This is a genomic window from Cupriavidus sp. 291-E7 (assembly GCF_057798835.1).
This window is the reverse complement of sequence record NZ_JBYOJV010000011.1, coordinates 201,904-224,443: the sequence shown is the minus strand read 5'-3', so window position 1 is coordinate 224,443 and position 22,540 is coordinate 201,904. Positions and strand designations below refer to the sequence as shown.

Below are 22,540 nucleotides of genomic sequence, written 5' to 3'. Positions count from 1 at the left end.
GGTTCTTCGGAGAATTCCGGGGACTGAATTGCCACATTCCGTATCCTAATGGCCGTTAAGACGGCTGTTGAGGAACGGGATGCTGGATCGGAAGACGCTGCAGGCCTTGGGCTGCTGGGATGGCTACAGGCTGGATCGGGTGGTATGGCCTGAAGGGGAGAGCCGTACGCTGGCGCTGTACTTGAAGCCAGTCAGCAAGGTCATGTACTGCGAGGAATGCGGATCGAAGTGCCGGCAGGTCCATGAAACGGTGGTGCGGCGCGTGCGCGATCTTCCGCTGTTCGAGTACCGGGTGGTGCTGCATGTCCCCCGCAGGCGCGTCTGGTGCGATCAATGCGGGGGGCCGCGACTCGAGCGGCTCGAATGGCTTGGGCGCTACCAGCGTGTCACAGCCAGGCTGGCGCAGGCCTGCGGGCAGTTGCTGCGTCACTGCACGGTGCAGGCCGTGGCGGCTTTCTATGACCTGGGCTGGCATACCGTCAAGACGATCGACAAGGCGCGCCTGCGCGAGGCAGTCGTCGAGCCGGACTGGTCCAGCATCCGCTACCTGGCCATGGACGAATTCGCGCTGCACAAGGGCCATCGCTATGCGACGGTGGTGGTCGATCCGATTGGGCGGCAAGTGCTCTGGATCGGTCAGGGCCGCTCGCGCGAGACGGCGCGCGCCTTCTTTGCGCAACTCCCGGCAGGCGCGGCAGAGCGCATCGAGGCCGTTGCCATCGACATGACGACCGCCTATGAACTGGAGATCCGCGAGCATTGCCCGCAGGCTGAGGTGGTCTTCGACCTCTTCCACGTCGTGGCCAAGTACGGGCGCGAGGTGATCGACCGGGTCCGTGTAGATCAGGCCAACCGCCTGCGGCACGACCGTCCGGCCAGACGGGTACTCAAGTCCACGCGCTGGCTACTGCTGCGCAACAAGGAGAACCTGAGCGACCCTCAAGCCGTGCATCTGAACGAGGTGCTGCAGGCCAATCAGCCGTTGCTGACGGTCTACATCCTGAGAGACGAGCTCAAGCGGCTGTGGTTCTACCGCCGCCCGGGATGGGCGCAAAAGGCGTGGGAGCATTGGTGTGAACAGGCAAGCCAGAGCCGGATTCCGGCTCTCGAACTGTTCGCCCAGCGCCTGAAAGCCTATTGGCACGGCATCATCGCCCGATGCCGGCACCCGCTGAACACGAGCGTCGTAGAGGGCATCAACAACACCATCAAGGTCATCAAGCGTAGGGCCTACGGCTACCGCGACGAGGAATACTTCTTCCTGAAGATCAAGGCTGCCTTCCCCGGAATTCCTCGTTGAACCTTTTTTTAGTGCCTATCCCATAGCCGATACCGCCGGCTGCTGGCATGATGGCGGCGAACTGATGCCCCGGCGGGTCACCGGGGTCCACATCCTGTTTGCCATTGATGAGCCAACAAAGCCAGTTTCGCCTGCTTGGCGTGCGCCGTTTCGCCCCGTTCTTCTGGACGCAGTTCCTCGGGGCCATGAACGACAACGTCTTCAAGGTCGCCTTCACCTCTCTGGTCACCTATCACGCCGCGCTGTTCGACGGCGTGGATCCCCATAGCGCAGCGTTCCTGATCTCGGCAATCTTCATTGCGCCATTCGTGCTGTTTTCCGCTACCAGCGGACAGATCGCCGACAAGATCGAGAAGTCGCGGCTGATCCGCCTGGTCAAGTCGCTGGAGATCGGCATCATGCTGGTGGGGCTTGCCGGCTTCTACCTGCACAGCGCCACGTTGCTCTACACGGGCACGTTCCTGATGGGGCTGCATTCCACGCTGTTCGGGCCGGTCAAGTTCGCCTACCTGCCGCAGCACCTGGATCAGACCGAGCTGGTTGGCGGCAACGGACTTGTGGAAATGGGCACCTTCGTCGCCATCCTGCTCGGCACGCTGCTGGGCGGCGAGCTGGCGGGCCTGACGGGGGGCGACGGCACGATCGTGGGGCCGCTCTACGTCGGCATTGCCTGCGTGGCCATTGCGGTGACGGGCCGGGCGGTGTCGCAGGGCGTGCCGTTGTCGCCAGCGCCGCAGCCGGACCTGCGTATCAACTGGAACCCGTTCACCGAGACCTGGCGCAACCTGATTCTCGCCCGCGAAAGCCGCGTGGTGTTTCTCAGCCTGCTCGGCATTTCGTGGCTCTGGTTTTTGGGCGCCACCTTCCTGACGTCGTTTTTCAGCTTTGCCAAGGATGTGCTCGGCGGCGACCAGAACGTGGTCACGCTGCTGCTGGCCGTATTCTCGATCGGCATCGGCACGGGATCGCTGCTTTGCGAACGCCTGTCCGGGCGCCATGTGGAAATCGGCCTCGTGCCGTTCGGGTCGATCGGCATGACGGTGTTCGCCGTCGATCTCTATTTCGCCACGCATGGCCAGGCAACGGGCGCCGCCCTGAGCGGTGTGGGCGGCTTCCTGGCGCAGCCGGGCCACTGGCGCGTGCTGTTCGACCTGTTCTGCGTGGCGATGTTCGGCGGCTTCTACAGCGTGCCGCTCTACGCGCTGATCCAGAGCCGGTCCGCTCCCACGCACCGCGCCCGGATCATCGCCGCCAACAATATCCTGAACAGCTTCTTCATGATCGGCGCGTCGCTGCTGGGCGTGTTCATGACCCAGGCAGGCTATTCGATTCCGCAGCTGTTCCTGGTGGTGGGGCTGCTCAATGCCTTCGTCGCGGCCTACATCTACACGCTGGTACCCGAGTTTCTGCTGCGTTTCATCGCCTGGCTGCTGGTGCATACGATCTACCGGTTGCGTCGCATCAATGCCGAGCGGATTCCGGAAGACGGCGCCGCCGTACTGGTCTGCAATCACGTGAGCTTTGCCGATGCCGTGGTGCTGATGGCGGCGAGCCCGCGGCCGGTGCGCTTCGTGATGGATCACAACATCTTCAAGGTGCCGGGCTTGTCGTGGTTCTTCCGGCAGGCCAAGGCCATTCCGATTGCTCCGTTGCGCGAGAACCCCGAACTGCTGGAGCGTGCCTACGACGCCGTGGCCGCCGCGCTGGCGGATGGCGAACTGGTCTGCATCTTCCCGGAGGGCAAGATCACGGCCACCGGCGATATCAACCCGTTCAAGTCGGGCGTTTCGCAGATCATTCAGCGTACGCCGGTGCCCGTGGTGCCGATGGCGCTGCGCGGGCTGTGGGGCAGCTTCTTCTCTCGCAAGGGCGCACCGGCGATGACCCGCCCATTCCGGCGCGGCATCCTGAGCAAGCTCGAACTGGTGGTGGGCGAGCCAGTGGCTCCGGAGGCGGCCACGCCGGAGAGCCTTCAGCAGATGGTTCTTGCCCTGCGCGGCGACTGGAAATAACGATGATCACGCTCTTCACGTTCGGCCCGGCGTTCGGCCTGCCCGATGCCAGCCCGTTCGTCATCAAGGCCGAGATGCTGCTGAAGCTGGCGGGCCTGCCGTACCAGACCAAGCGCGGCAACCTGCGGCGTGCGCCGAAGGGCAAGCTGCCGTACCTGGATGACATGGGGCGGCTCGTTGCCGATTCCACGCTGATCCGCTGGCATATCGAGAAGACCTACCACATCGATTTCGACGAGGGCCTGACGCCGGCCGAGCGGGGCACGGCCTGGGCCGTCGAAAAGCTGCTGGAGGACAATCTTTACTGGGCAGTGGCCCGCGTGCGCTGGCTGGACGGTGACAATTTCGAGCGTGGTCCGGCAAAGTTCTTCAGCATGGTGCCGGGGCCGCTGCGCGGCATGGTCAAGGCGCTGGTCAAGCGCCGCGTGCGGCAGATGTTGTGGTCCCAGGGTCTGGGCCGCCACAGCGAGGACGACATGGCTGCCCTGGCGATTCAGGGCGTCAAGTCCATCGCCGACATCCTGGGCGAAAAGCCCTATCTGATGGGCGACCGGCCATGCGGCGCCGACGCCACGTTGTTCGCGTTCGCGGCCAGCCTGCAGTCGCCGGTCTTCGAGACGCCGATCCGGGCGGCCGCCGAGTCTCATGCCAATCTGCAGGCCTATCTGGCGCGCATGCGGGCACAGTTCTATCCCGATTTCGTGGGCGGCGGGGTGTTTGCGCCCGATTTTGGAAAGCCCGCGGCGGGAGTGGGGGCCGCCGAGGCCGCCGCCGGCGCCTGAGCCTGAGCGGAGGGGGGCGCTGACGCTAATCCGTGTGCAAGGCGCTAATGGCCGTACAATGTAGCCCGTCCCCCAATTCCTGCGCATTTCAACCATGTCCGGCAATACCCTCGGCCTGCTTTTCACAGTCACCACGTTCGGCGAATCGCACGGACCTGCCATTGGCGCGGTTGTGGATGGCTGCCCGCCGGGGATGTCGCTGACCGAGGCCGACATCCAGATCGACCTCGACCGCCGCAAGCCCGGCACGTCGCGCCACGTGACGCAGCGCCAGGAACCCGACCAGGTTGAAATCCTGTCCGGCGTATTCGAGGGCAAGACCACCGGCACGCCGATCTGCCTGCTGATCCGCAACACGGACCAGCGCAGCAAGGACTACGGCAACATCGTCGAGACCTTCCGGCCGGGGCATGCTGACTACACCTACTGGCACAAGTACGGTATCCGCGACTATCGCGGCGGCGGCCGTTCGTCGGCGCGCCTGACCGCGCCGGTGGTGGCGGCGGCGGCGATTGCCAAGAAGTGGCTGCGCGAGCAGTACGGCACCGAGATTCGCGGCTATATGTCGCAACTCGGTGAGGTGGAAGTGCCGTTCACGGACTGGAAGCACGTGCCGGAGAATCCGTTCTTCGCGGCCAATGCCGACATCGTCCCGGAACTCGAAACCTATATGGATGCACTGCGCCGCGACGGCGATTCCGTCGGCGCGCGCATCGAGGTGGTGGCCAGCGGCGTGCCCGTGGGCCTGGGCGAGCCGCTGTTCGACAAGCTGGATGCCGACATCGCCCACGCGATGATGGGCATCAACGCGGTCAAGGGCGTGGAGATCGGCGCCGGATTCGACAGCGTTGCCCAGCGCGGCACCGTGCATGGCGATGAACTGACGCCCGAAGGTTTCCGCACCAACAACTCGGGCGGCGTGCTGGGCGGCATCTCGACGGGGCAGGACATCAGCGTCTCGCTGGCGATCAAGCCGACTTCGAGCATCCGCACCGCGCGCGAGTCGATCGACAAGGCCGGTCAGCCGGCGAGCGTCGAGACGTTCGGCCGCCATGACCCGTGCGTGGGCATTCGCGCGACGCCGATCGCGGAGGCCATGCTGGCGCTGGTGCTGATGGACCACGCGCTGCGCCATCGTGCCCAGTGTGGCGACGTGCGCGTCGACACGCCGCGCATTCCGGCGCAGGTCAAATCCTGAGCGCCACCCCTTACCAGCCCGGGTCGATCGACCCGGCAACCTATCTCCGTTTCGGACTTTTCTACCTCGGCTACTACGGCTACGTCGGCGTGATCTCGCCGTATGTGAGTCTGTTCTTTGCCGATCGCGGCTTTTCGCCGGTACAGATCGGCGTGCTGATGGCGTGCTTTCAGCTGAGCCGGATCGTGGGGCCGTATCTGTGGGGCTGGCTTTCCGACGTCATGCATACGCGCGTCCGGCTATTGCGGCTGGCGGCGGTCACGGCACTGCTCGCGTTCCTTGCGGTGCCTGGCATTCACAGCTATGGCGGCATGATGGCGATGATGATCGGACTCAATCTGATCACCAGTGCCATGTCGCCACTGGGCGACGCGCTGACGATTTCCACGTTGCGGCGCCACGGCGCATTCGATCATCGCTACGGGCGCGTGCGCATGTTTGGCTCGGTGGGGTTCATCGCGGCCGTGCTGCTGGGCGGGGCCCTGTTCGAGCACTTCGGCATGCCGGCTTTTCCGTGGCTGGCCAGCGCGATGCTCGCGCTCTTTGCGCTGGTGGTCTTCGGCCTGCGCGATGCGGAAGACGAAGGGCCGCGCGTAAAGCCGCCGCCCGCACTGCCGCTGCTACGGCGTCCCGACGTGGCCTGGTTCCTGGCCTCGGCATTCCTGATGATGTTTGCGCACGCGGCGCTCTACGTCTTCTATTCGCTGTACCTGGAACAGCTTGGCTACAGCAAGATCGCCATTGGCGTGATGTGGACCATCGGCGTCGTGGCGGAGATCGTGTTTTTCTTCTATCAGGGCCGGATGTTCAGCGCGCTGGCGCTGCGCACGATCCTGGCCGGTACGTTCGTGCTGGCGGCGATTCGCTTCGGCGTGACGGGGTATTTTGCCGAGCACGTCTGGCTGATGGCGGTCGTGCAGACGCTGCACGCGGCCACGTTCGGCGCGCATCACAGCGCCAGCCTGAAACGCCTGCAGCGCTGGTTTGCGGGGCCGCTGCAGGGCAGGGGGCAGGCGCTGTACACCGGAATTTCCTACGGCGTCGGCGGTACGCTCGGTGGCCTGGTCATGGGGTGGACGTGGAAATCGTTGGCGCCGATGCATACGTTCGGCCTCGCCGCGCTGGCAGCGTTGATCGGGGCTGGCTGCGCGGCGATGAGCTTCCGTGGCGAGCACGCTGAAGCCGCGCAGCAGGCTTAAGCCAGCAACCCCGCCACACGCTCGGCAATCGCCAGCGACGACGTCAGCCCTGGCGATTCGATCCCGAACAGATTGACCAACCCCGGTACGCCGTGCACTTGCGGGCCGTCGATGCGGAAATCGGCGGCCGTCTCGCCGGGGCCGCTAATCTTGGGGCGGATGCCCGCGTAGCCCGGCTGCAAAGCGCCATCGGCCAAGCCCGGCCAGTAGCGTCGCACCTCGGCGTAGAAGCTGTCCGCGTCATGCGGTGGCACGCTGTATTCGATTTCGTCAATCCAGCGCACATTGGGGCCGAAGCGCGCCTGACCGCCCAGGTCCAGCGTCAGGTGCACACCCAGCCCGGCCGCTTCGGGCACGGGATAGATCAGGCGCGAAAACGGTGCGCGGCCGGCCAGCGTGAAATAGCAGCCCTTGGCGTAGTACTGCGGCGGAATGTGCTCGGCCGCGATGCCCGTGATGCGGCGCGCCAGGTCCGGTGCCGTCAGCCCGGCCGAGTTGACGACCGTACGGGCCAGTAGCGTGGTTGCGCCGTCGGTGCCGCCGATTTCCAGCCGGATACCGTCCGGTGTGACTTCGCCCGCCAGCACTGGAGACTGCACCGCCAGCATCGCGCCCGCCTGCTCGGCATCGCCCAGCAGGGCGGTCATCAGGCCGTGGCTGTCGATGATGCCGGTGGACGGCGACAGCAGCGCCGCATGGCATTCGAGTTGCGGTTCCATCGCGCGTGCTTCGTCGCGGGTGAGCAGGCGCAGGTCATGCACGCCGTTGGCTTCGGCCTTGGCGCGGATGCCCGCCAGCGTGGCGACCTGTGCTTCGCTGGTGGCCACGATCAGCTTGCCGCAGCGCTGGTGGGTGACGTGATGGCTGGCGCAATAGTCGTAGAGCATGGCCTTGCCGCGCACGCACAGTTCGGCCTTGAGCGATCCGGCCGGATAGTAGATGCCGGCGTGAATGACCTCGCTGTTGCGCGCGCTCGTGATCGTGCCGAATGCGTTCTCGGCTTCGAGAATGATGACCTCGCGGCCCTGCTGGGCCAGGGCGCGGGCCACGGCCAGCCCCACTACGCCAGCGCCGATCACGACGCAGTCCACGTTTTCCATCTGTCTACTCCTGTCTGTCTTTTCGGTTCGGGTGATCAGCCAAGGCCCATCCGGCGCGCGGCGGCGCTCAGGTGCGAGGATGCCGCGGCGCGCGCCGCCTCGGGGTTGCCGGCGGCGATGGCATCGACAAGCGCGGCGTGTTCGGCGTCGGCGGCACGCGGGGTGCCCTCGGCGGTGTGCAGGCTTGCGCTGTTCTCCCAGGCACGCTGGCGCGCTACCAGCAGTTGCTGGCTGACGAAATCGGTCAGGCCCGTGAAGCACGGGTTGTGCGCGGCCTGGGCAATGGCGTGATGGAACGCGATATCGGCGGCCGCCGCGCTGGGAAAATCGTCGGCGTGGCGCTGCATGGCGCCCAGGGCCTCCCGGATTGCCAGCAGGTCGGCTTCGGTGCGACGCAATGCCGCCATCTCGGCGCAGGCTGTTTCCACCACGCGGCGCAGCTCGAACAACTGGTCGAGCGTCGGTCCGCCATCGGGGGCACTGGCCACGCGCCAGACCTGACCGCCTGGGGTTGCCGACACATAGGCGCCCGACCCCTTGCGCGTCACCAGCACGCCATCGGCCTTGAGCAGGGCGATGGCTTCGCGCACGATGGGCCGGCTGACGTCAAAGGTCTCGGCCAGCGCCGCTTCCGCGGGCAGTCGCGCGCCAGCGGCAAAGCGGCCGGCGGCAATATCGTCGCGCAGGGTTTGGGCGATGCGGTTGGCGAGCGAAGCGGGGCGGGGCAGTCGGTCCATCGAGGCCAGAATGTGTTTGTAAAGTCTGTCAGGCTGTCTGACAGATTTCATTGGATGGCTGATTCTGCAGAGTTAGTTGATAGCCGTCAAGCGAGGTTTGCGGCGGTGATGGCGGAATGGCGTCGGCGCCACAAGGGTATTTCCCGAATGGCGACGCCACGAAGGTGGGGTCAAGGTTCTGTCACATTGGTCGATAGCAGACGCATCAGGATTGGTGCCGCCTTCTCGGGTGATGGCAGGCAGCCCCCCCAACCACGATTTACCGCGTGGACGCGACTTTCGCTCCACGCGTTTCATGGAGCGTCCTTTCGCCATGATTCCGCTCACTCCTCAAGATCTGCCTGTCGGGCAGCCATTGCCCTGGTCCTTGCTGGACGGGCAGGGCAATCTGATGCTCGGCAGCGGCAGCATCATCCCCGATGCGCGCGACCTGGCGCTGGTGTTCCGCCACGGTACGGTCAGCCGTCCCGACGACATGCCCGAGGCAGGCAATGAACCCGATGTTCAGGGCGGTTCGCGCCTGAGCAGCGGGCCGCTGGGGCTGCAGGTTGGCACCCTGTTGCATGTGAAGACGCCGGGCGAGCAGTCGCGCGCGGCGGCCAGCCGTCTGATCGGTTTTATCGAGCAGGGGCTGTTCGTTACCTGGCCGACGCTGGGCGGCCGCGAGATGAATGTGGCGGCGGGCGAAACGCTGTTGCTGCGCGGCTTCTCCGGGCACGCCATCCACAGTTTCACGTCCACGGTGACCGCGGTATGCCGCAGTCCGTTCCGGTACCTGGTGCTGTCCGCCCCGGCGCAGACGGAACAGATGCCCGTACGGCGAGCGGCGCGCGTGCCGACGCGGCTGGCAGCCTACCTGATCGATACCGTGGAAGAGGGCGACCACGACGCTCCCGAAACCAGCCACGACGAACGCATGCGCGAAGGGCTTGCGCGGTTGGGCCTGCTATCCGATCTCAGCACCGGCGGCGCGCTGGTGCAAACGTCGTCGCCGGCACCCGCGGTGGGGCAGAAGGTCAGCTTGCGCTTTCAGTTGCGCACTGGCGCGCTCGATGCGGAAGTCACGATCGACGCCACTGTCCGCAGCGCACCCGCGCAGGACGATGACGAGTTTCCGGCCTTCGGCGTGGCGTTCGACGCGCTCGGCGAACGGGAACTGACACTGCTGCAGTGCTTTATCTACGAGCAACTGCTGGCCACGACCTGCATGCCGGTCTGAGTCCGCCGGCTTCGGCTGGCGAGTGTTTGGTGGATTGCATCGCTGCTGCATACGGAAACCAGTCCGCCGTTGGGACCCGATCGATTCAGGCTCAGGCACTGCGCGAATACGTACACGACAACGCTGCACGGTCAGCGTCTGCGCGCTGATGCGCGGCGTGAGTTCCACTCACTTTGCACCAAACTGTCATAGGTGGTATTACCGTTGCGTAGCATCAATTTCTTGCCTTCGTGAAAGGCATACGGTTACGGGCATTCGACGGATTGCTCAACGAGGTAACCGCATGGCAACGAAGAAGAGAAAGTCCCTATTCAAGCACCTATCGATTGGCGCCATCGTCGCGCTAGTGGGTATCACTGGATTCCTGTTACTGACGGCACCCAGCACCTGGCGGCTCCTGCATGCATCGCGGGATGTGCCGGACACTTCGGTCCCCGACCTGAAAAACGGGCGCACCCAATTCATCGCCGGCGATTGCGCAACATGCCACGCTTCGGTTGGCAAGGGCGATGAAACCCTGCTGGGTGGCGGCCGGTCCCTGGAAACCGCGTTCGGCGAGTTCAACATGCCGAATATCTCGTCGCATCGAGATGACGGCATCGGCGCATGGTCGCTCGATCAGTTCATCATGGCCATGCGCGAGGGCGTGATTCCGGGCAAGGGCAACGCCTATCCGGCCTTCCCTTACACGTCGTACCAGCGCATGACGGCCAACGATCTACGCGACCTGTTTGCCTACATGCAGACGCTGCCGCCGGTGGCCGGCAAGGTAGCCGATCACGATCTGAAATTTCCGTTCTCGATTCGCCGTGGTGTCGGACTGTGGCGGCTGGCCTTCCTCGATGGCAAGCCCGTGCCCGACGATCCCGCGCAGAGCGCGCAGTGGAATCGTGGCCGCTACCTGGTGGAAAGCTCGGCGCACTGTGTGGAGTGCCATTCGCCACGCAACGTGATGGGCGCGGTGCCGTTCGCCAAGCGTTTCTCCGGCGGACCGAATCCGGAAGGCACGGGGTACATCCCGAACATCACACAGGATGAGACGGGCATCGGCTACTGGTCGGTCGGCGACATCGCCCGATATCTTGAGCAGGGCGTCAATCCCATCGGCATCAAGGCCGGCGGCGATATGAAGGAAGTGGTCATGAACACGGCGCGTCTTTCCGAAGAGGATCGGCTGGCCATGTCGGTCTATCTGAAGTCGCTGGCTGGCGTGGAAGCGCCAAACGCCGGTGCACCAAAGCCGAACCGGACCGAAGAAGTGGTCATGCTGCCTGCCGACCAGGCCCATTCCGGACCCTCGCGGCTGACGTCGCTGGCGACATCGCCCGATGCGCTGGCAAGTCGGAACGAGCTGTACGTCGTGTCGCCCACGCCGTTCACGCTGGACGCCAATGGCGCGTCCGAGGCCGGCAAGCTGCTGGGTGCAACGAAGCTGACCGTGGTGAGCCGTGACGCCGGGCGGGTGCAGGTGCGCGTCGATGGCTGGCAGCAGGATGGCTCCGAAAGCGCGATGTATGCGCTCAGGGGTCAGCGCATCATGCAGGCCGTGCTGTCGCCCGAGGCGATTGCCAAGGTGGAGCGCGTCAAGACGGAGCGCGATGAAGAGACCGGGCAGGACTGGCATCAGGGCAGCCTCACCGTCTGGATTCCATCGACGGGCCTGTCCGCGGATCTTGCGCAGCTGTGGAAGCACAGCGACGAGACCTATCGGCGCTCTTGCGCGAGCTGCCATGCATTGCCGCACTCCGAAGAATATCTGGCGAACCAGTGGATTGGCACGCTTGGCGCGATGAAGCGATATACGTCGCTCGATGACGCCGAGTACCGCCTGATGCTGTCGTGGCTGCAGAACCATTCGAAAGACGTGGGTTCGGGCGCGCATGGCAAACCTCACGGCGGCGACGAATGACCTCGCCACAAGTATCGGCCCGCGCGTTGCGCGGGATCACGATCGAGCGCATGGCCGGCTGGCTGGCGGCGCCTCCGGCCGAGCATGTCGTCGCGCAGCTTCAATCGCCCGACGGGCAGGCGATGCTTGACGCCATCGCTGAAGAATTCGATTGCGAAGCAGAGGCGCGAGCGCTGTGCGCGGCGTTGACCGGGGCATCGCCTTCCACGCGGGCGCTGGACATTGCAGTGTCCTGGACCCGGCTGTTCGAAGGCGTGATGGGTGCGCCATAGGTGCCCCCTTACGAAAGCGCCTACGTGGACGACGCCGCGGCGCCGTCCGCACGACGGCTGTTTGGCAAGCCGGTCGACGAGATGAACGAACTGCTGACGCGCTTTGAGATGTCGTTGGCGAGCCGCGCGGAGCCACCGGACCACGTTGCGGTGGAGCTTGCCCTGTATGCGCATCTGCTGTGCCGCGGTGACGCCGATGGCATCGCGTTGATGCGTGAACGCCTTTACGCCTGGGTGCCGACGCTGATCGAGCGATGCCACTCGAACGATCCCGACGGCTTCTATGGCGCCACTGCCAGACTGCTCGGCGTGTTGCTGGAGCACACGCCGGATTCCGCACCACAAGAATGGAGTCAATATGCCGAATGAATGCAAGAACCGGGAGCCGAGCGCATCCCGTCGACGTTTCATCAAGAGTGTGCTGGCCACTGGCGCCCTGGGCACCAGCCCCGCGCTGCTGGCCGCCGGCGCCGCCAAGGTGGCGGCACCGACTGGCACCGCCGAAGTACTGACCGGCTCTCACTGGGGCACGTTCTATGCGCGCGTGGAGAATGGCCGGGTCACTGGCGTACGCCCCTGGGAGAAGGACCCAAGGCCGTCGCATCAGTTGCCGGGCGTGATCGACTCGATCTATTCGCCGACGCGCATCCGCTACCCGATGGTGCGGCGTGCCTGGCTGGAAAAAGGGCCGGGCGCCGATCCGGCCGGCCGGGGTAAGGGCGATTTTGTGCGCGTGAGCTGGGAAAAGGCGCTGGACCTGGTGGCGAAGGAACTCGATCGTGTGCGCCGCAAGCACGGGCCGAAGGCAATTTTTGCCGGTTCGTACGGCTGGAAGAGTCCCGGCAAGATGCACAACTGCCAGACGCTGTTGTCGCGCGCGATGACGGTCAATGGTGGCTTCGTCAGCCGCAGCGGCGATTATTCAACCGGCGCGGCGCAGGTCGTCATGCCTTATGTGGTTGGCTCGATCGACGTGTACGAGCAGCCCACGGTCTGGCCAGTGCTGGAGGAACACACCGAACTGATGGTGTTCTGGGCCGCGGACCCGATGGTGACGAACCAGATCGGCTGGCAGGTGCCCGATCACGGCGCCTATCCGGGCATGGACGCGCTCAAGAAGAAGGGCGTCAAGGTAATCTGCATCGATCCCGTGCGCACGGAAACGTGCGAGTTCTTCAATGCCGAATGGATCGCCCCGCGTCCACATACGGACGTGGCAATGATGCTTGGCATCGCCCACACGCTCTATACGGAGAACCTGCACGACGCCAAATTCCTGGCGCGCTACACCACCGGTTTCGACCGTTTTGTGCCGTATCTCACGGGCAAGTCCGATGGTGTGCCCAAGGATGCAGCGTGGGCATCCGCAATTTGCGAGATTCCCGCCGATACGATCCGCGATCTGGCACGGCGGTTTGCCGCGAAACGCACGATGCTGGCCGCGGGCTGGTCGATCCAGCGTCAGCATCACGGCGAGCAGTCCCACTGGATGCTGGTCACGCTGGCGTCCATGCTGGGACAGATCGGCCTGCCGGGTGGCGGCTACGGCTTCACGTATCACTACGCCAATGGCGGCAGTCCCACGGCGACCGGTCCGGTGCTGCCGGGTATCACCGCCGGCTCCAAGCCGAAGGACGGTGCGGCATGGCTGGACACGGGAGGCACGGAGTCGATCCCGGTCTCGCGGATCGTAGACATGCTGGAAAACCCCGGCAAGCCGTACGACTTCAACGGCAGGCGGTCGAAGTATCCCGATATCAGTCTGGCGTATTGGGTCGGTGGCAATCCGTTCATGCACCATCAGGATCGCAACCGGATGCTGAAGGCGTGGCAGAAGCTCGATACCTTCATCGTCCATGATTTCCAGTGGACCGCCACCGCGCGGCACGCCGATATCGTCCTGCCTTGTACCACCAGCTACGAGCGCAACGATATCGAGGGAATCGGCGACTATTCGATGAGCCATATCGTGGCCATGCGCAAGGTGGTGGAGCCGCTCTTCGAGGCGCGCAACGACTACGACATCTTTGCCGATATCTGCGAGCGGATGGGCACTGGCAAGGCGTTCACGGAGGGGCGCGACGATATGGCCTGGATCCGGTCGTTCTATGAGGCCGGGCGCGTACAGGCACGCGGCAAGCGCATGGAAATGCCGGTGTTCGATGTGTTCTGGAACAGCAACAAGCCGCTGGCATTCCCGATCAGTGACGATGCGAAAGGCTTTATCCGACATAAGGCATTCCGCGACGATCCATTGCTCAATGCCTTGGGCACGGCGTCAGGGCGCATCGAGATCTATTCGACGAATATCGCGAAGATGCAGTACGACGATTGCCCGCCGCACCCGACGTGGATGGAGCCGCTCGAACGGCTCGGTGGTCCCACGACGAAATACCCGCTGCATATCGTCAGTAGCCATCCGAAGAGCCGGCTGCATTCGCAGCTGTGCGGCACCGAGCTGCGCAAGAGCTATACGATCAAGGACCGCGAGCCCTGCCTGATGCATCCCGAGGATGCCAAGGCACGCGGCATTGCCGATGGCGACATCGTTCGCGTCTTCAATGACCGTGGGCAGATTCTGGTCGGCGTCCGGCTGACTGACGATATCCGTCGCGGTGCCATTCGCGTCTGCGAGGGTGGGTGGTATGACCCCTCCGAAGCCGGCAAGCCTGGCACGCTGTGCCGCTACGGCGACGTGAACAATCTGACGACAGGTATCGGCACGTCAAAGCTGGCGCAAGGGAACTGCGGCCATACGGCAATGGCCGACGTGGAGAAATTCCGCGGTACGGTGCCCGCGGTGCAAGTCTTCACGGCACCGCGCGGCACGGATGCCTGATCGTCACCACGATCGCCACCACGAATGAAAATGCCGGCCCTCGGGCCGGCATTTTCAATTCGCGTTCAACTCGAATTCGCGGTTGCCAGGCTTACATCGCCACAGGCTTACATCCCCACGTAGTTCGGACCGCCACCGCCTTCCGGCGTGATCCACACGATGTTTTGCGTCGGGTCCTTGATGTCGCAGGTCTTGCAGTGCACGCAGTTCTGCGCGTTGATCTGCAGGCGCTCCTTGCCATCGTCGTTCTGCACAAACTCGTACACGCCAGCCGGGCAGTAACGCGACTCGGGGCCGGCGAACTTTTCCCAGTTGACGTTGACCGGCACGCTGGCGTCCTTGAGGGTCAGGTGCGCGGGCTGGTTCTCTTCGTGGTTCGTGTTGCTGATGAACACCGACGACAGCCGGTCGAACGTGAGCTTGCCGTCCGGCTTCGGATATTCGATCTTCTCGCACTCGGCAGCCGGCTTCAGGTACACGTGGTCCGGCTTGGTGCGGTGGATGGTCCAGGGCGGGTTACGGATGCCGAGCTTCGGCAGCAGCCACTGCTCGATGCCAGTCATCAGCGTGGCCGTGGTGCGGCCCTTCTTGAACCATTGCTTGAAGTTCTTGGCCTGCAGCAGTTCCTTGTGCAGCCAGCTCTGCTCGAACGCGGCCGGGTAGGCGGTCAGCTCGTCATGCTGGCGGCCGGCTTGCAGCGCGTCGTACGCGGCTTCGGCGGCCATCATGCCGGTCTTGATCGCGGCGTGGCTGCCCTTGATGCGTGAGGCGTTCAGGTAGCCGGCGTCGCAGCCCACCAGCGCGCCGCCCGGGAATACGGTCTTCGGCAGCGACAGCAGACCACCGGCCGTGATGGCGCGCGCGCCATAGCCGATGCGCTTGCCGCCTTCGAAATACTGGCGGATCTCCGGATGCGTCTTGAAGCGCTGGAATTCCTCGAATGGCGAGAGCCACGGGTTCGTGTAGTCCAGACCCACCACGAAGCCGACCGCAACCTTGTTGTCCTCCATGTGATAGAGGAACGAGCCGCCGTAGGTGGCCGGGTCCAGCGGCCAGCCGGCCGTGTGAACCACCAGGCCGGGCTTGTGCTTGGCCGGGTCGATTTCCCACAGTTCCTTCAGGCCGATACCGTAGCTCTGCGGGTCCTTGCCGGCGTCGAGCTTGTACTTGGCGATGATCTGCTTGCCCAGGTGGCCACGCGCGCCTTCGGCGAAGATCGTGTACTTGGCATGCAGCTCCATGCCGAGCTGGAAGTTCTCGGTCGGCTCGCCTTCCTTGTTGATGCCCATGTTGCCGGTGGCCACACCCTTGACCGAGCCGTCGTCGTTATAGAGCACCTCGGCGGCCGGGAAGCCCGGGAAGATTTCCACGCCCAGCGCTTCGGCCTGCTGGCCCAGCCAGCGCACGAAGTTCGACAGGCTGACGATGTAGTTGCCTTCGTTGTGGAAGCACTCGGGGAGCAGCGGAGCACCCTTGGAGCCGGACTCGTCCAGGAACAGGAACTTGTCTTCGGTGACGGGCTGGTTCAGCGGCGCGCCCAGCTCCTTCCAGTTCGGGATCAGTTCATTCAGCGCGCGGGGGTCCATGATGGCACCCGACAAAATGTGCGCGCCGGGCTCGGAGCCTTTTTCGAGCACGCAGACATTGACGTCGCCGCCTTTTTCCGCAGCAAGCTGCTTCAGGCGAATGGCCGTGGCCAGGCCGGCGGGGCCGCCACCGACGATGACGACGTCATACTCCATCGCTTCACGCGGGCCGAACTGCTCGACGAGCTGTTGCTGATCCATTGTCTCTAACCCTCAGTTTCTTCTGGGCGGCAATACTGCCGCATGGTTGCAGCCCTCTCCAGGCGTGCGGTTTGTGGGATGCGGTGATCGTGCTCTGCGGAACGGTGGCCGGCGGGGAACGAGGCAGGGCCGGGATGGGCGGCATGCGCGGCCCGGTGAGAGCGCGGTGCGGCATGCGCGGTGATCGGGCATTCGGTGGGTTACCGGGCCGGATCTAGGCGTTTTTCCTCTTTCCCTTTGGGGACCAAGTTCTTAGAATCTTCGGCATTGTCCGGGACTCGACACCCTCAGGCAAGACATTTTTTTGAACGACCGTTCTTTTTTTTGATAAGCTGCGGCCGCGCGGCAGCAGGTGCCTTCTCCGGCGCCCGCCATGCGGAACAGCGGGCCGTGCCGAGCCGGCGCGGTTGCTCCCACATCGAGGGTAACTATGGGTTTGTCGATCAATCTGGAAGGCAAGGTCGCGCTGGTGACCGGTGCGTCGAGCGGGCTGGGCACGCGGTTTTCTCATGTTCTGGCCGCCGCGGGGGCCAAGGTCATCCTGGCGTCGCGCCGCGTGGAGCGGCTCAAGGAGCTGCGCGCTTCGATCGAGGCCGATGGCGGCAGCGCGCACGTGGTGCGCCTGGACGTGACCGACCCGGACAGCATCCGCGCCGCCGTGGCGCATGCGGAAACCGAAGCGGGTTCCATCGATATCCTGGTGAACAACTCCGGCGTTTCCACCACGCAGAAGCTGACTGACGTCACCGCTGACGACTTCGACTTCGTCTTCGATACCAACACGCGCGGCGCGTTCTTTGTGGCCCAGGAAGTGGCCAAGCGCATGATTGCCCGCGCCAAGGGCGCGGAGAAGCTGGGCAACCCGTTGCCACAGGCACGCATTGTCAATATTGCGTCGGTAGCCGGTCTCAAGGTACTGTCGCAGATTGGTGTCTATTGCATGAGCAAGGCCGCGGTCGTTCATATGACCAAGGCTATGGCCCTGGAGTGGGCGCGTCACGGGATCAACGTGAACGCGATCTGCCCCGGATATATCGACACCGAAATCAACCACCACCACTGGGATACCGATGCGGGGCAGAAGCTGATCCAGATGCTGCCGCGCAAGCGCCTGGGCCGACCCGAAGACCTCGACGGCCTCTTGCTGCTGCTGGCGTCCGATGCATCGCGCTTTATCAACGGCGCGGTGGTCACTGCCGACGATGGCATGGTCTGACCGCTGACCCTTCGGGGAGGGGACGGGCCTACAAGAATAAGCAACAGGAGAATCGCCCCCGATGGCCGGCATGGCTCTGGGGGGTGGCCCGGACCGGAGGCCGGGGGTAGAACATGGCTCAAGAAGAACAGGCACGGCGCGACGCCGGGCCGCAGCACGTCGTCGATTCGGTGATCATCCCCGAAGCCGCCGACGAGGCGCGCGACAGCGAATTCCGCATTTCACCGCGTATCGAAGACTGGATTGGCGTGATCGTGATGGTGCTGCTGGTGGCCATCACGTTCGCCAATGTGGTGGTCCGCTATTTCACCGACGAATCGTTCGCCTGGACCGAGGAATTCTCGGTTTTCCTGATGATCGTGCTGGCCCTGGTGGCGGGCAGCGCGGCCGTGGCGCGCGATCGCAATATTCGCATCGAGTATTTCTTCGAGCGTGGCAGCGCCGCGCGGCAGAAGCGGCTGGCGGTACTGTCGGCGCTGGCCGTCGCGGCCATGTTCCTGGCGCTGGCAGTGCTGGGCGCGCGGATTACCTGGGATGAATACACGTTCGGCGAAACCTCGCCGGGCATTGGCGTGCCGAGCTGGTGGTACTCGGTCTGGCTGCCGGTGCTGTCGGTGGGCATCGCGCTGCGTGCGCTGGCACTGGCGCTGCGCAATCTCCGCGCATTGAAGGCCCTGAAGCAGGACGGAGGGCATGCGCAATGACGCTGGTCGCCATCATTCTCTTCGTGGTGTTCATCGGCTTGATGCTGCTTGGCGTGCCGATTGGCGTGTCGCTGGGGCTGGGCGGGCTGGTGGCCATTGGCCTGTCGAACCTCGATACGCAGATGTTCGGCCTGCTGGCCGTGCCGCAGAACTTCTACGCCGGGCTGGCCAAGTATCCGCTGCTGGCGATTCCGATGTTCGTGCTCGTGGGCTCGATCTTCGACCGCTCGGGCGTGGCGCAGCGGCTGGTGACATTTGCCATCGCCATCGTCGGACGCGGTCCGGGCATGCTGCCGCTGGTGGCCATCCTGGTGGCAATGTTCCTCGGCGGCATCTCCGGTTCGGGACCCGCCAACGCGGCGGCCGTGGGCGGCGTGATGATCGCGGCGATGTCGCGTGCCGGTTATCCCGGTTCGTACAGCGCCGCGGTGGTGGGCGCCGCGGCGGCTACGGACATTCTGATCCCGCCGTCGGTGGCATTCATCATCTATAGCGTGCTGGTGCCGGGCGCATCGGTGCCTGCGCTGTTCGCGGCCGGCATGATCCCGGGCATCCTGGCCGGCGTGGCGCTGATCGTGCCGGCGGTATGGCTGGCACGCAAACACAACATGGGGCATATCGAGGCCGGGCTGCCGCGCCCGCCGTTCTGGAAGAGCCTGCGCGAAGCCGCGTGGGGTCTGGTGGCGCCGTTCCTGATTCTCGGTGGCATGCGCGCGGGCTGGTTCACGCCGACCGAGGCCGCCGTGGTGGCCGTGGTCTATGGGCTGTTCGTCGGCATGGTGATCTACCGCAGCATCGGCATGCGCGACCTGTTCACGATCTTCCAGGAAGCCGCGGAAACATCGGCGGTCATCCTGCTGGTGGTGGCGCTGGCCGGCATCTTCGCCTATGCGCTGTCCACGCTCGGCGTGATCGATCCGCTGGCCAACGCCATTGCGAATTCGGGTCTGGGCGAGTACGGCGTGCTGGCGCTGATCGTGCTGCTGCTGATGACGGTGGGCATGTTCCTGGACGGCATCTCGATCTTCCTGATCTTCGTGCCGCTGCTGCTGCCCATTGCCAACGCGTTCCACTGGAACCCGGTATGGTTTGGCGTGGTGCTGACGCTGAAGGTGGCGCTGGGCCAGTTCACGCCGCCGCTGGCCGTGAACCTGATGGTGTCGTGCCGCATTGCCCGTGTGCGCATGGAGGAAACCGTGCCCTGGGTGATCTGGATGCTGCTGGCGATGTTCATTGCCATGCTGATGGTGCTGGCGTATCCGCCGCTGGCCACCTGGCTGCCCGACTACCTGGGCTACTGATTTGCCATGAAAGAAAAAACGAAACGAGGAGAGTCCCGAATGAAACGCCGTGCCCTGATGCTGTCCGTTGCCGCTTCGATTGCCGCCGCCGCCTTCACCGCGCCGGCCGCGATGGCGCAAACCTACAAGGCCGAGTACAAGATGTCGCTGGTGCTGGGCCCCGCGTTCCCGTGGGGCAAGGGCGGCGAGATCTGGGCGGACCTGGTGCGCCAGCGCACCAGCGGCCGCATCAATATCAAGCTGTACCCGGGCACGTCGCTGGTGGCGGGAGACCAGACGCGCGAGTTCTCGGCCATTCGCCAGGGCGTGATCGACATGGCCGTTGGCTCGACCATCAACTGGTCGCCGCAGGTCAAGGAACTGAACCTGTTCTCGCTGCCGTTCCTGATGCCCGACTACAAGGCGCTGGACTCGCTGACGCAAGGCGATGTCGGTAAGTCGATCTTCGGTACGCTGGAAAAGGCTGGCGTGGTGCCGCTGGCCTGGGGCGAGAACGGCTTCCGCGAAGTATCGAACTCCAAGCGTGAAATCCGCAAGCCGGAAGACCTCAAGGGTCTGAAGCTGCGCGTGGTGGGCTCGCCGCTGTACATTGAAACGTTCAACGCGCTGGGCGCCAACCCGACGCAGATGAGCTGGGCCGATGCGCAGCCGGCGATGGCGTCGGGCGCCGTGGATGGCCAGGAGAACCCGCAAAGCGTGTTCGCCGCCGCCAAGCTCTACACGGTGGGCCAGAAGTACGTGACCACCTGGGGCTATGTTGCCGATCCGCTGATCTTCGTGGTCAACAAGCAGATCTGGGAAAGCTGGACGCCGGCCGACCGCGAGATCGTGAAGCAGGCCGCCATCGACGCCGGCAAGCAGGAAATCGCGCTGGCCCGCAAGGGCTTGGTCGAGCCGGGCGCGCCGGCCTGGAAGGATATGGAGCAGCACGGCGTGAAGGTGGTCTCGCTGTCCCCGGCCGAGCACGACGCGTTCAAGAAGGCCACGGCCAAGGTCTACGACAAGTGGAAGAAGCAGATCGGCGCGGACCTGGTGACCAAGGCCGAAACGTCGATCGCCAAGCGCTGAACGGGCCGATGAAACACGTCTTCACCTGCGTGATGCCGATCCGGTGGGGTGACATGGACGCAATGGGCCATGTCAACAACACCGTGTACTTCCGCTACCTGGAGCAGGCCCGGATCGAATGGTTCGAGTCGATCGGCCGCAATGGCCGTGACGGCAACGGTCATGGTCCGGTGCTGATCAACGCCCACATGACGTTCCTGAAGCAGTTGCGCTACCCCGGCGATATCGAGTGCCGGGTGTACGCGGGACAGCTGGGGAGGTCGAGCTTCGAGACGAAGATAGAGATTCGCCGGACCGATCTGCCCGATGTGGTCTGGGCGGAGGGCGGGGCGAAGGTGGTGTGGTGCGATTACGCGGTGGAGAAGAGCGTGCCGGTGCCGGAGGAAATCCGGCGTCTGATCGAGGGGTAGGTCTTCGCTGACTGCCGGTGGGTCCCCTCTCCCGCGTTGCGAGGGAGGGGAGCACGCCCCGGCAATGCTCCCTCTCAGTGATTCACCAGGCGCTGGACCAGGTCCACCGCCGTGTGCGCCCCGTATTTCTTCATCAGCCGCGCCCGATAGATATCCACGGTGCGCGGGCTGATGGACAGCAGCTTGCCGATCTGCTTGCTGGTCTTGCCTTCCACCAGCTGCGCGGCGATGTCGCGTTCCCGGGCGGTCAGCTCGGCCGTGACCGGCCGCTTCTGCGACAAATCCTCGAAAGTCCAAATGCCGGCGCCGAGCGGGTCCTTGCGGTCCAGCGAGCGGCCGGTGACATGGCACCAGAACAGTTCGCCGTTGGCGCGCTTCATGATTCGCTCGTCCGAATACAGTCCCTTGGTGTTCATGACCGGCACGATGCGCGCGCCGGTGCGCTCGAACTCGTCGGCGGTGGGGTAGAGCACCTGGAACGACTGGCCCATCAGCGCTTCGCGCGTCGTGCCAAAGATCCGGCAGACCTCGTCATTGCAATCCTCGATCACGCGGGCGCGCGAAAGCACCAGGCCAACTGGCGCCAGCTGGAATGCGGTCTGATAGTCGATGGACGGCATTATCCCTTATGTACTTTTACGTAATGGCGTTCGCGGCATGCGTTGACGTATCCTTTGGGGCGTCAACGGCGGCGCCTGACCGCCGATTGTACCGTTACAATTTCCGCGTGTGGCCAAGTGGCCGCGCAAGAGCGGGACTACCGAGGAAGGAGCGAACATGAACAAGGTCTACGCCAGCGCCGCCGAGGCGCTCGCGGGCGTCGTACGCGACGGCCAGACGATCGCCGTGGGCGGTTTCGGTCTGTGCGGCATCCCCGAAGCGCTGATCGCTGCACTGCGCGATAGCGGCGCCAAGCAGCTCACCTGCATCTCCAACAACGCCGGCGTCGACGGCTTCGGCCTGGGCCAATTGCTGGCGACGCGGCAGATCAAGAAGATGATCTCGTCGTACGTGGGCGAGAACAAGGAGTTCGAGCGCCAGTACCTGGCCGGCGAACTTGAGCTCGAATTCACGCCGCAAGGCACGCTGGCCGAGAAGCTGCGCGCCGGCGGCTCGGGCATCCCGGCATTCTTCACCAAGACCGGTGTCGGCACGATCGTCGCCGATGGCAAGGAAACCCGCGAATTCAACGGCGATACCTATGTGATGGAGCGCTCGCTGGTGTCCGACGTGGCCATCGTCAAGGCCCAGAAGGCCGACAAGGCCGGCAACCTGGTGTTCCGCCGCACCGCGCGCAACTTCAACCCGGTGTGCGCCATGTCCGGCAAGGTCACGATCGCCGAAGTGGAAGAGATCGTCGAAATTGGCGAGATCGACCCGGACGACGTGCACCTGCCTGGCATCTTCGTGCACCGCATCGTACTGAACACGAACCCCGAGAAACGCATCGAACAGCGCACCGTGCGTGCCAAGTAAGGAGACAGATC

Annotated in this window: 20 protein-coding genes; 16 read left to right on the top strand and 4 right to left on the bottom strand. The window is 64.5% G+C overall.

Features of this window, described 5'->3' with window-relative positions; genetic code table 11:
* Window positions 1-79 precede the first annotated feature (79 nt).
* The 5 genes from AC3FLX_RS20750 (at window position 80) to AC3FLX_RS20730 (ending at window position 6,491) form a co-directional block, all read left to right on the top strand.
* Window positions 80-1,300, top strand: a complete 1,221-nt coding sequence (locus AC3FLX_RS20750; RefSeq protein ID WP_488694692.1) for an ISL3 family transposase — start codon at window positions 80-82, stop codon at window positions 1,298-1,300.
* A 107-nt stretch (window positions 1,301-1,407) separates the two neighbouring features.
* Window positions 1,408-3,312, top strand: coding sequence for an MFS transporter (locus AC3FLX_RS20745; RefSeq protein WP_488699175.1), 1,905 nt, complete (start codon window positions 1,408-1,410; stop codon window positions 3,310-3,312).
* Window positions 3,313-3,314: 2 nt separating this feature from the next.
* Window positions 3,315-4,094, top strand: a complete 780-nt coding sequence (locus AC3FLX_RS20740) for a glutathione S-transferase family protein (protein WP_488699174.1) — start codon at window positions 3,315-3,317, stop codon at window positions 4,092-4,094.
* Between the two features lie 94 nt (window positions 4,095-4,188).
* Window positions 4,189-5,292 carry a chorismate synthase gene (gene aroC, locus AC3FLX_RS20735; RefSeq protein WP_488699173.1) on the top strand — a complete coding sequence of 368 codons (1,104 nt, stop codon included), beginning with the start codon at window positions 4,189-4,191 and terminating at the stop codon, window positions 5,290-5,292.
* The gene (locus AC3FLX_RS20730; protein WP_488699172.1) at window positions 5,238-6,491 is read left to right on the top strand and encodes an MFS transporter; all 1,254 of its coding nucleotides are present in this window, start codon (window positions 5,238-5,240) and stop codon (window positions 6,489-6,491) included. Before aroC ends, AC3FLX_RS20730 begins: the two co-directional genes overlap by 55 nt.
* Here AC3FLX_RS20730 and AC3FLX_RS20725 read toward each other — a convergent pair.
* Both AC3FLX_RS20725 and AC3FLX_RS20720 read right to left on the bottom strand, forming a co-directional pair.
* The gene (locus tag AC3FLX_RS20725) at window positions 6,488-7,591 is read right to left on the bottom strand and encodes an NAD(P)/FAD-dependent oxidoreductase (protein ID WP_488699171.1); all 1,104 of its coding nucleotides are present in this window, start codon (window positions 7,589-7,591) and stop codon (window positions 6,488-6,490) included. The genes AC3FLX_RS20730 and AC3FLX_RS20725 overlap by 4 nt on opposite strands.
* A 35-nt stretch (window positions 7,592-7,626) precedes the next feature.
* Window positions 7,627-8,328 carry a FadR/GntR family transcriptional regulator gene (locus AC3FLX_RS20720; RefSeq protein ID WP_488699170.1) on the bottom strand — a complete coding sequence of 234 codons (702 nt, stop codon included), beginning with the start codon at window positions 8,326-8,328 and terminating at the stop codon, window positions 7,627-7,629.
* A gap of 313 nt (window positions 8,329-8,641) precedes the next feature.
* Here AC3FLX_RS20720 and AC3FLX_RS20715 point away from each other — a divergent pair, with 313 nt between their 5' ends.
* The 5 genes from AC3FLX_RS20715 (at window position 8,642) to torA (ending at window position 14,567) form a co-directional block, all read left to right on the top strand.
* The gene (locus AC3FLX_RS20715) at window positions 8,642-9,547 is read left to right on the top strand and encodes a flagellar brake protein (RefSeq protein ID WP_488699169.1); all 906 of its coding nucleotides are present in this window, start codon (window positions 8,642-8,644) and stop codon (window positions 9,545-9,547) included.
* Between the two features lie 283 nt (window positions 9,548-9,830).
* Complete coding sequence (locus AC3FLX_RS20710) at window positions 9,831-11,456, top strand: c-type cytochrome (RefSeq protein ID WP_488699168.1); 1,626 nt, start codon at window positions 9,831-9,833, stop codon at window positions 11,454-11,456.
* Window positions 11,453-11,728, top strand: coding sequence for a hypothetical protein (locus AC3FLX_RS20705; RefSeq protein ID WP_488699167.1), 276 nt, complete (start codon window positions 11,453-11,455; stop codon window positions 11,726-11,728). The genes AC3FLX_RS20710 and AC3FLX_RS20705 overlap by 4 nt, the downstream gene beginning before the upstream one ends.
* Complete coding sequence (locus tag AC3FLX_RS20700; protein WP_488699166.1) at window positions 11,729-12,097, top strand: molecular chaperone TorD family protein; 369 nt, start codon at window positions 11,729-11,731, stop codon at window positions 12,095-12,097.
* The gene (torA, locus tag AC3FLX_RS20695) at window positions 12,087-14,567 is read left to right on the top strand and encodes a trimethylamine-N-oxide reductase TorA (protein WP_488699165.1); all 2,481 of its coding nucleotides are present in this window, start codon (window positions 12,087-12,089) and stop codon (window positions 14,565-14,567) included. Before AC3FLX_RS20700 ends, torA begins: the two co-directional genes overlap by 11 nt.
* A gap of 107 nt (window positions 14,568-14,674) precedes the next feature.
* Here torA and AC3FLX_RS20690 read toward each other — a convergent pair whose 3' ends face one another.
* A complete protein-coding gene (locus tag AC3FLX_RS20690; protein ID WP_488699164.1) occupies window positions 14,675-16,354 on the bottom strand; it encodes an electron transfer flavoprotein-ubiquinone oxidoreductase in 1,680 nt (559 codons plus the stop codon).
* Window positions 16,355-16,784: 430 nt separating this feature from the next.
* On the opposite strand from AC3FLX_RS20690, the gene AC3FLX_RS20685 reads away from it, so the two are divergent.
* The 5 genes from AC3FLX_RS20685 to AC3FLX_RS20665 all read left to right on the top strand — a co-directional run bounded on the left by AC3FLX_RS20685 (window position 16,785) and on the right by AC3FLX_RS20665 (window position 21,053).
* On the top strand, window positions 16,785-17,570 hold the full coding sequence (locus tag AC3FLX_RS20685; protein ID WP_488699163.1) for an SDR family oxidoreductase: 786 nt from the start codon (window positions 16,785-16,787) through the stop codon (window positions 17,568-17,570).
* Between the two features lie 113 nt (window positions 17,571-17,683).
* The gene (locus AC3FLX_RS20680; protein WP_488699162.1) at window positions 17,684-18,274 is read left to right on the top strand and encodes a TRAP transporter small permease; all 591 of its coding nucleotides are present in this window, start codon (window positions 17,684-17,686) and stop codon (window positions 18,272-18,274) included.
* Window positions 18,271-19,575 carry a TRAP transporter large permease gene (locus tag AC3FLX_RS20675; protein WP_488699161.1) on the top strand — a complete coding sequence of 435 codons (1,305 nt, stop codon included), beginning with the start codon at window positions 18,271-18,273 and terminating at the stop codon, window positions 19,573-19,575. The genes AC3FLX_RS20680 and AC3FLX_RS20675 overlap by 4 nt, the downstream gene beginning before the upstream one ends.
* 39 nt (window positions 19,576-19,614) lie before the next feature.
* Window positions 19,615-20,643 carry a DctP family TRAP transporter solute-binding subunit gene (locus AC3FLX_RS20670; RefSeq protein ID WP_488699160.1) on the top strand — a complete coding sequence of 343 codons (1,029 nt, stop codon included), beginning with the start codon at window positions 19,615-19,617 and terminating at the stop codon, window positions 20,641-20,643.
* 8 nt (window positions 20,644-20,651) lie between these two features.
* On the top strand, window positions 20,652-21,053 hold the full coding sequence (locus AC3FLX_RS20665; RefSeq protein ID WP_488699159.1) for an acyl-CoA thioesterase: 402 nt from the start codon (window positions 20,652-20,654) through the stop codon (window positions 21,051-21,053).
* A 74-nt stretch (window positions 21,054-21,127) separates the two neighbouring features.
* On the opposite strand, the gene AC3FLX_RS20660 is transcribed toward AC3FLX_RS20665, so the two are convergent.
* Complete coding sequence (locus AC3FLX_RS20660; protein ID WP_488699158.1) at window positions 21,128-21,673, bottom strand: PAS domain-containing protein; 546 nt, start codon at window positions 21,671-21,673, stop codon at window positions 21,128-21,130.
* 157 nt (window positions 21,674-21,830) lie between these two features.
* On the opposite strand from AC3FLX_RS20660, the gene AC3FLX_RS20655 reads away from it, so the two are divergent.
* Window positions 21,831-22,529: a CoA transferase subunit A gene (locus AC3FLX_RS20655; protein ID WP_488699157.1), complete on the top strand. Its 699-nt coding sequence runs from the start codon at window positions 21,831-21,833 to the stop codon at window positions 22,527-22,529.
* Window positions 22,530-22,540: the final 11 nt, after the last annotated feature.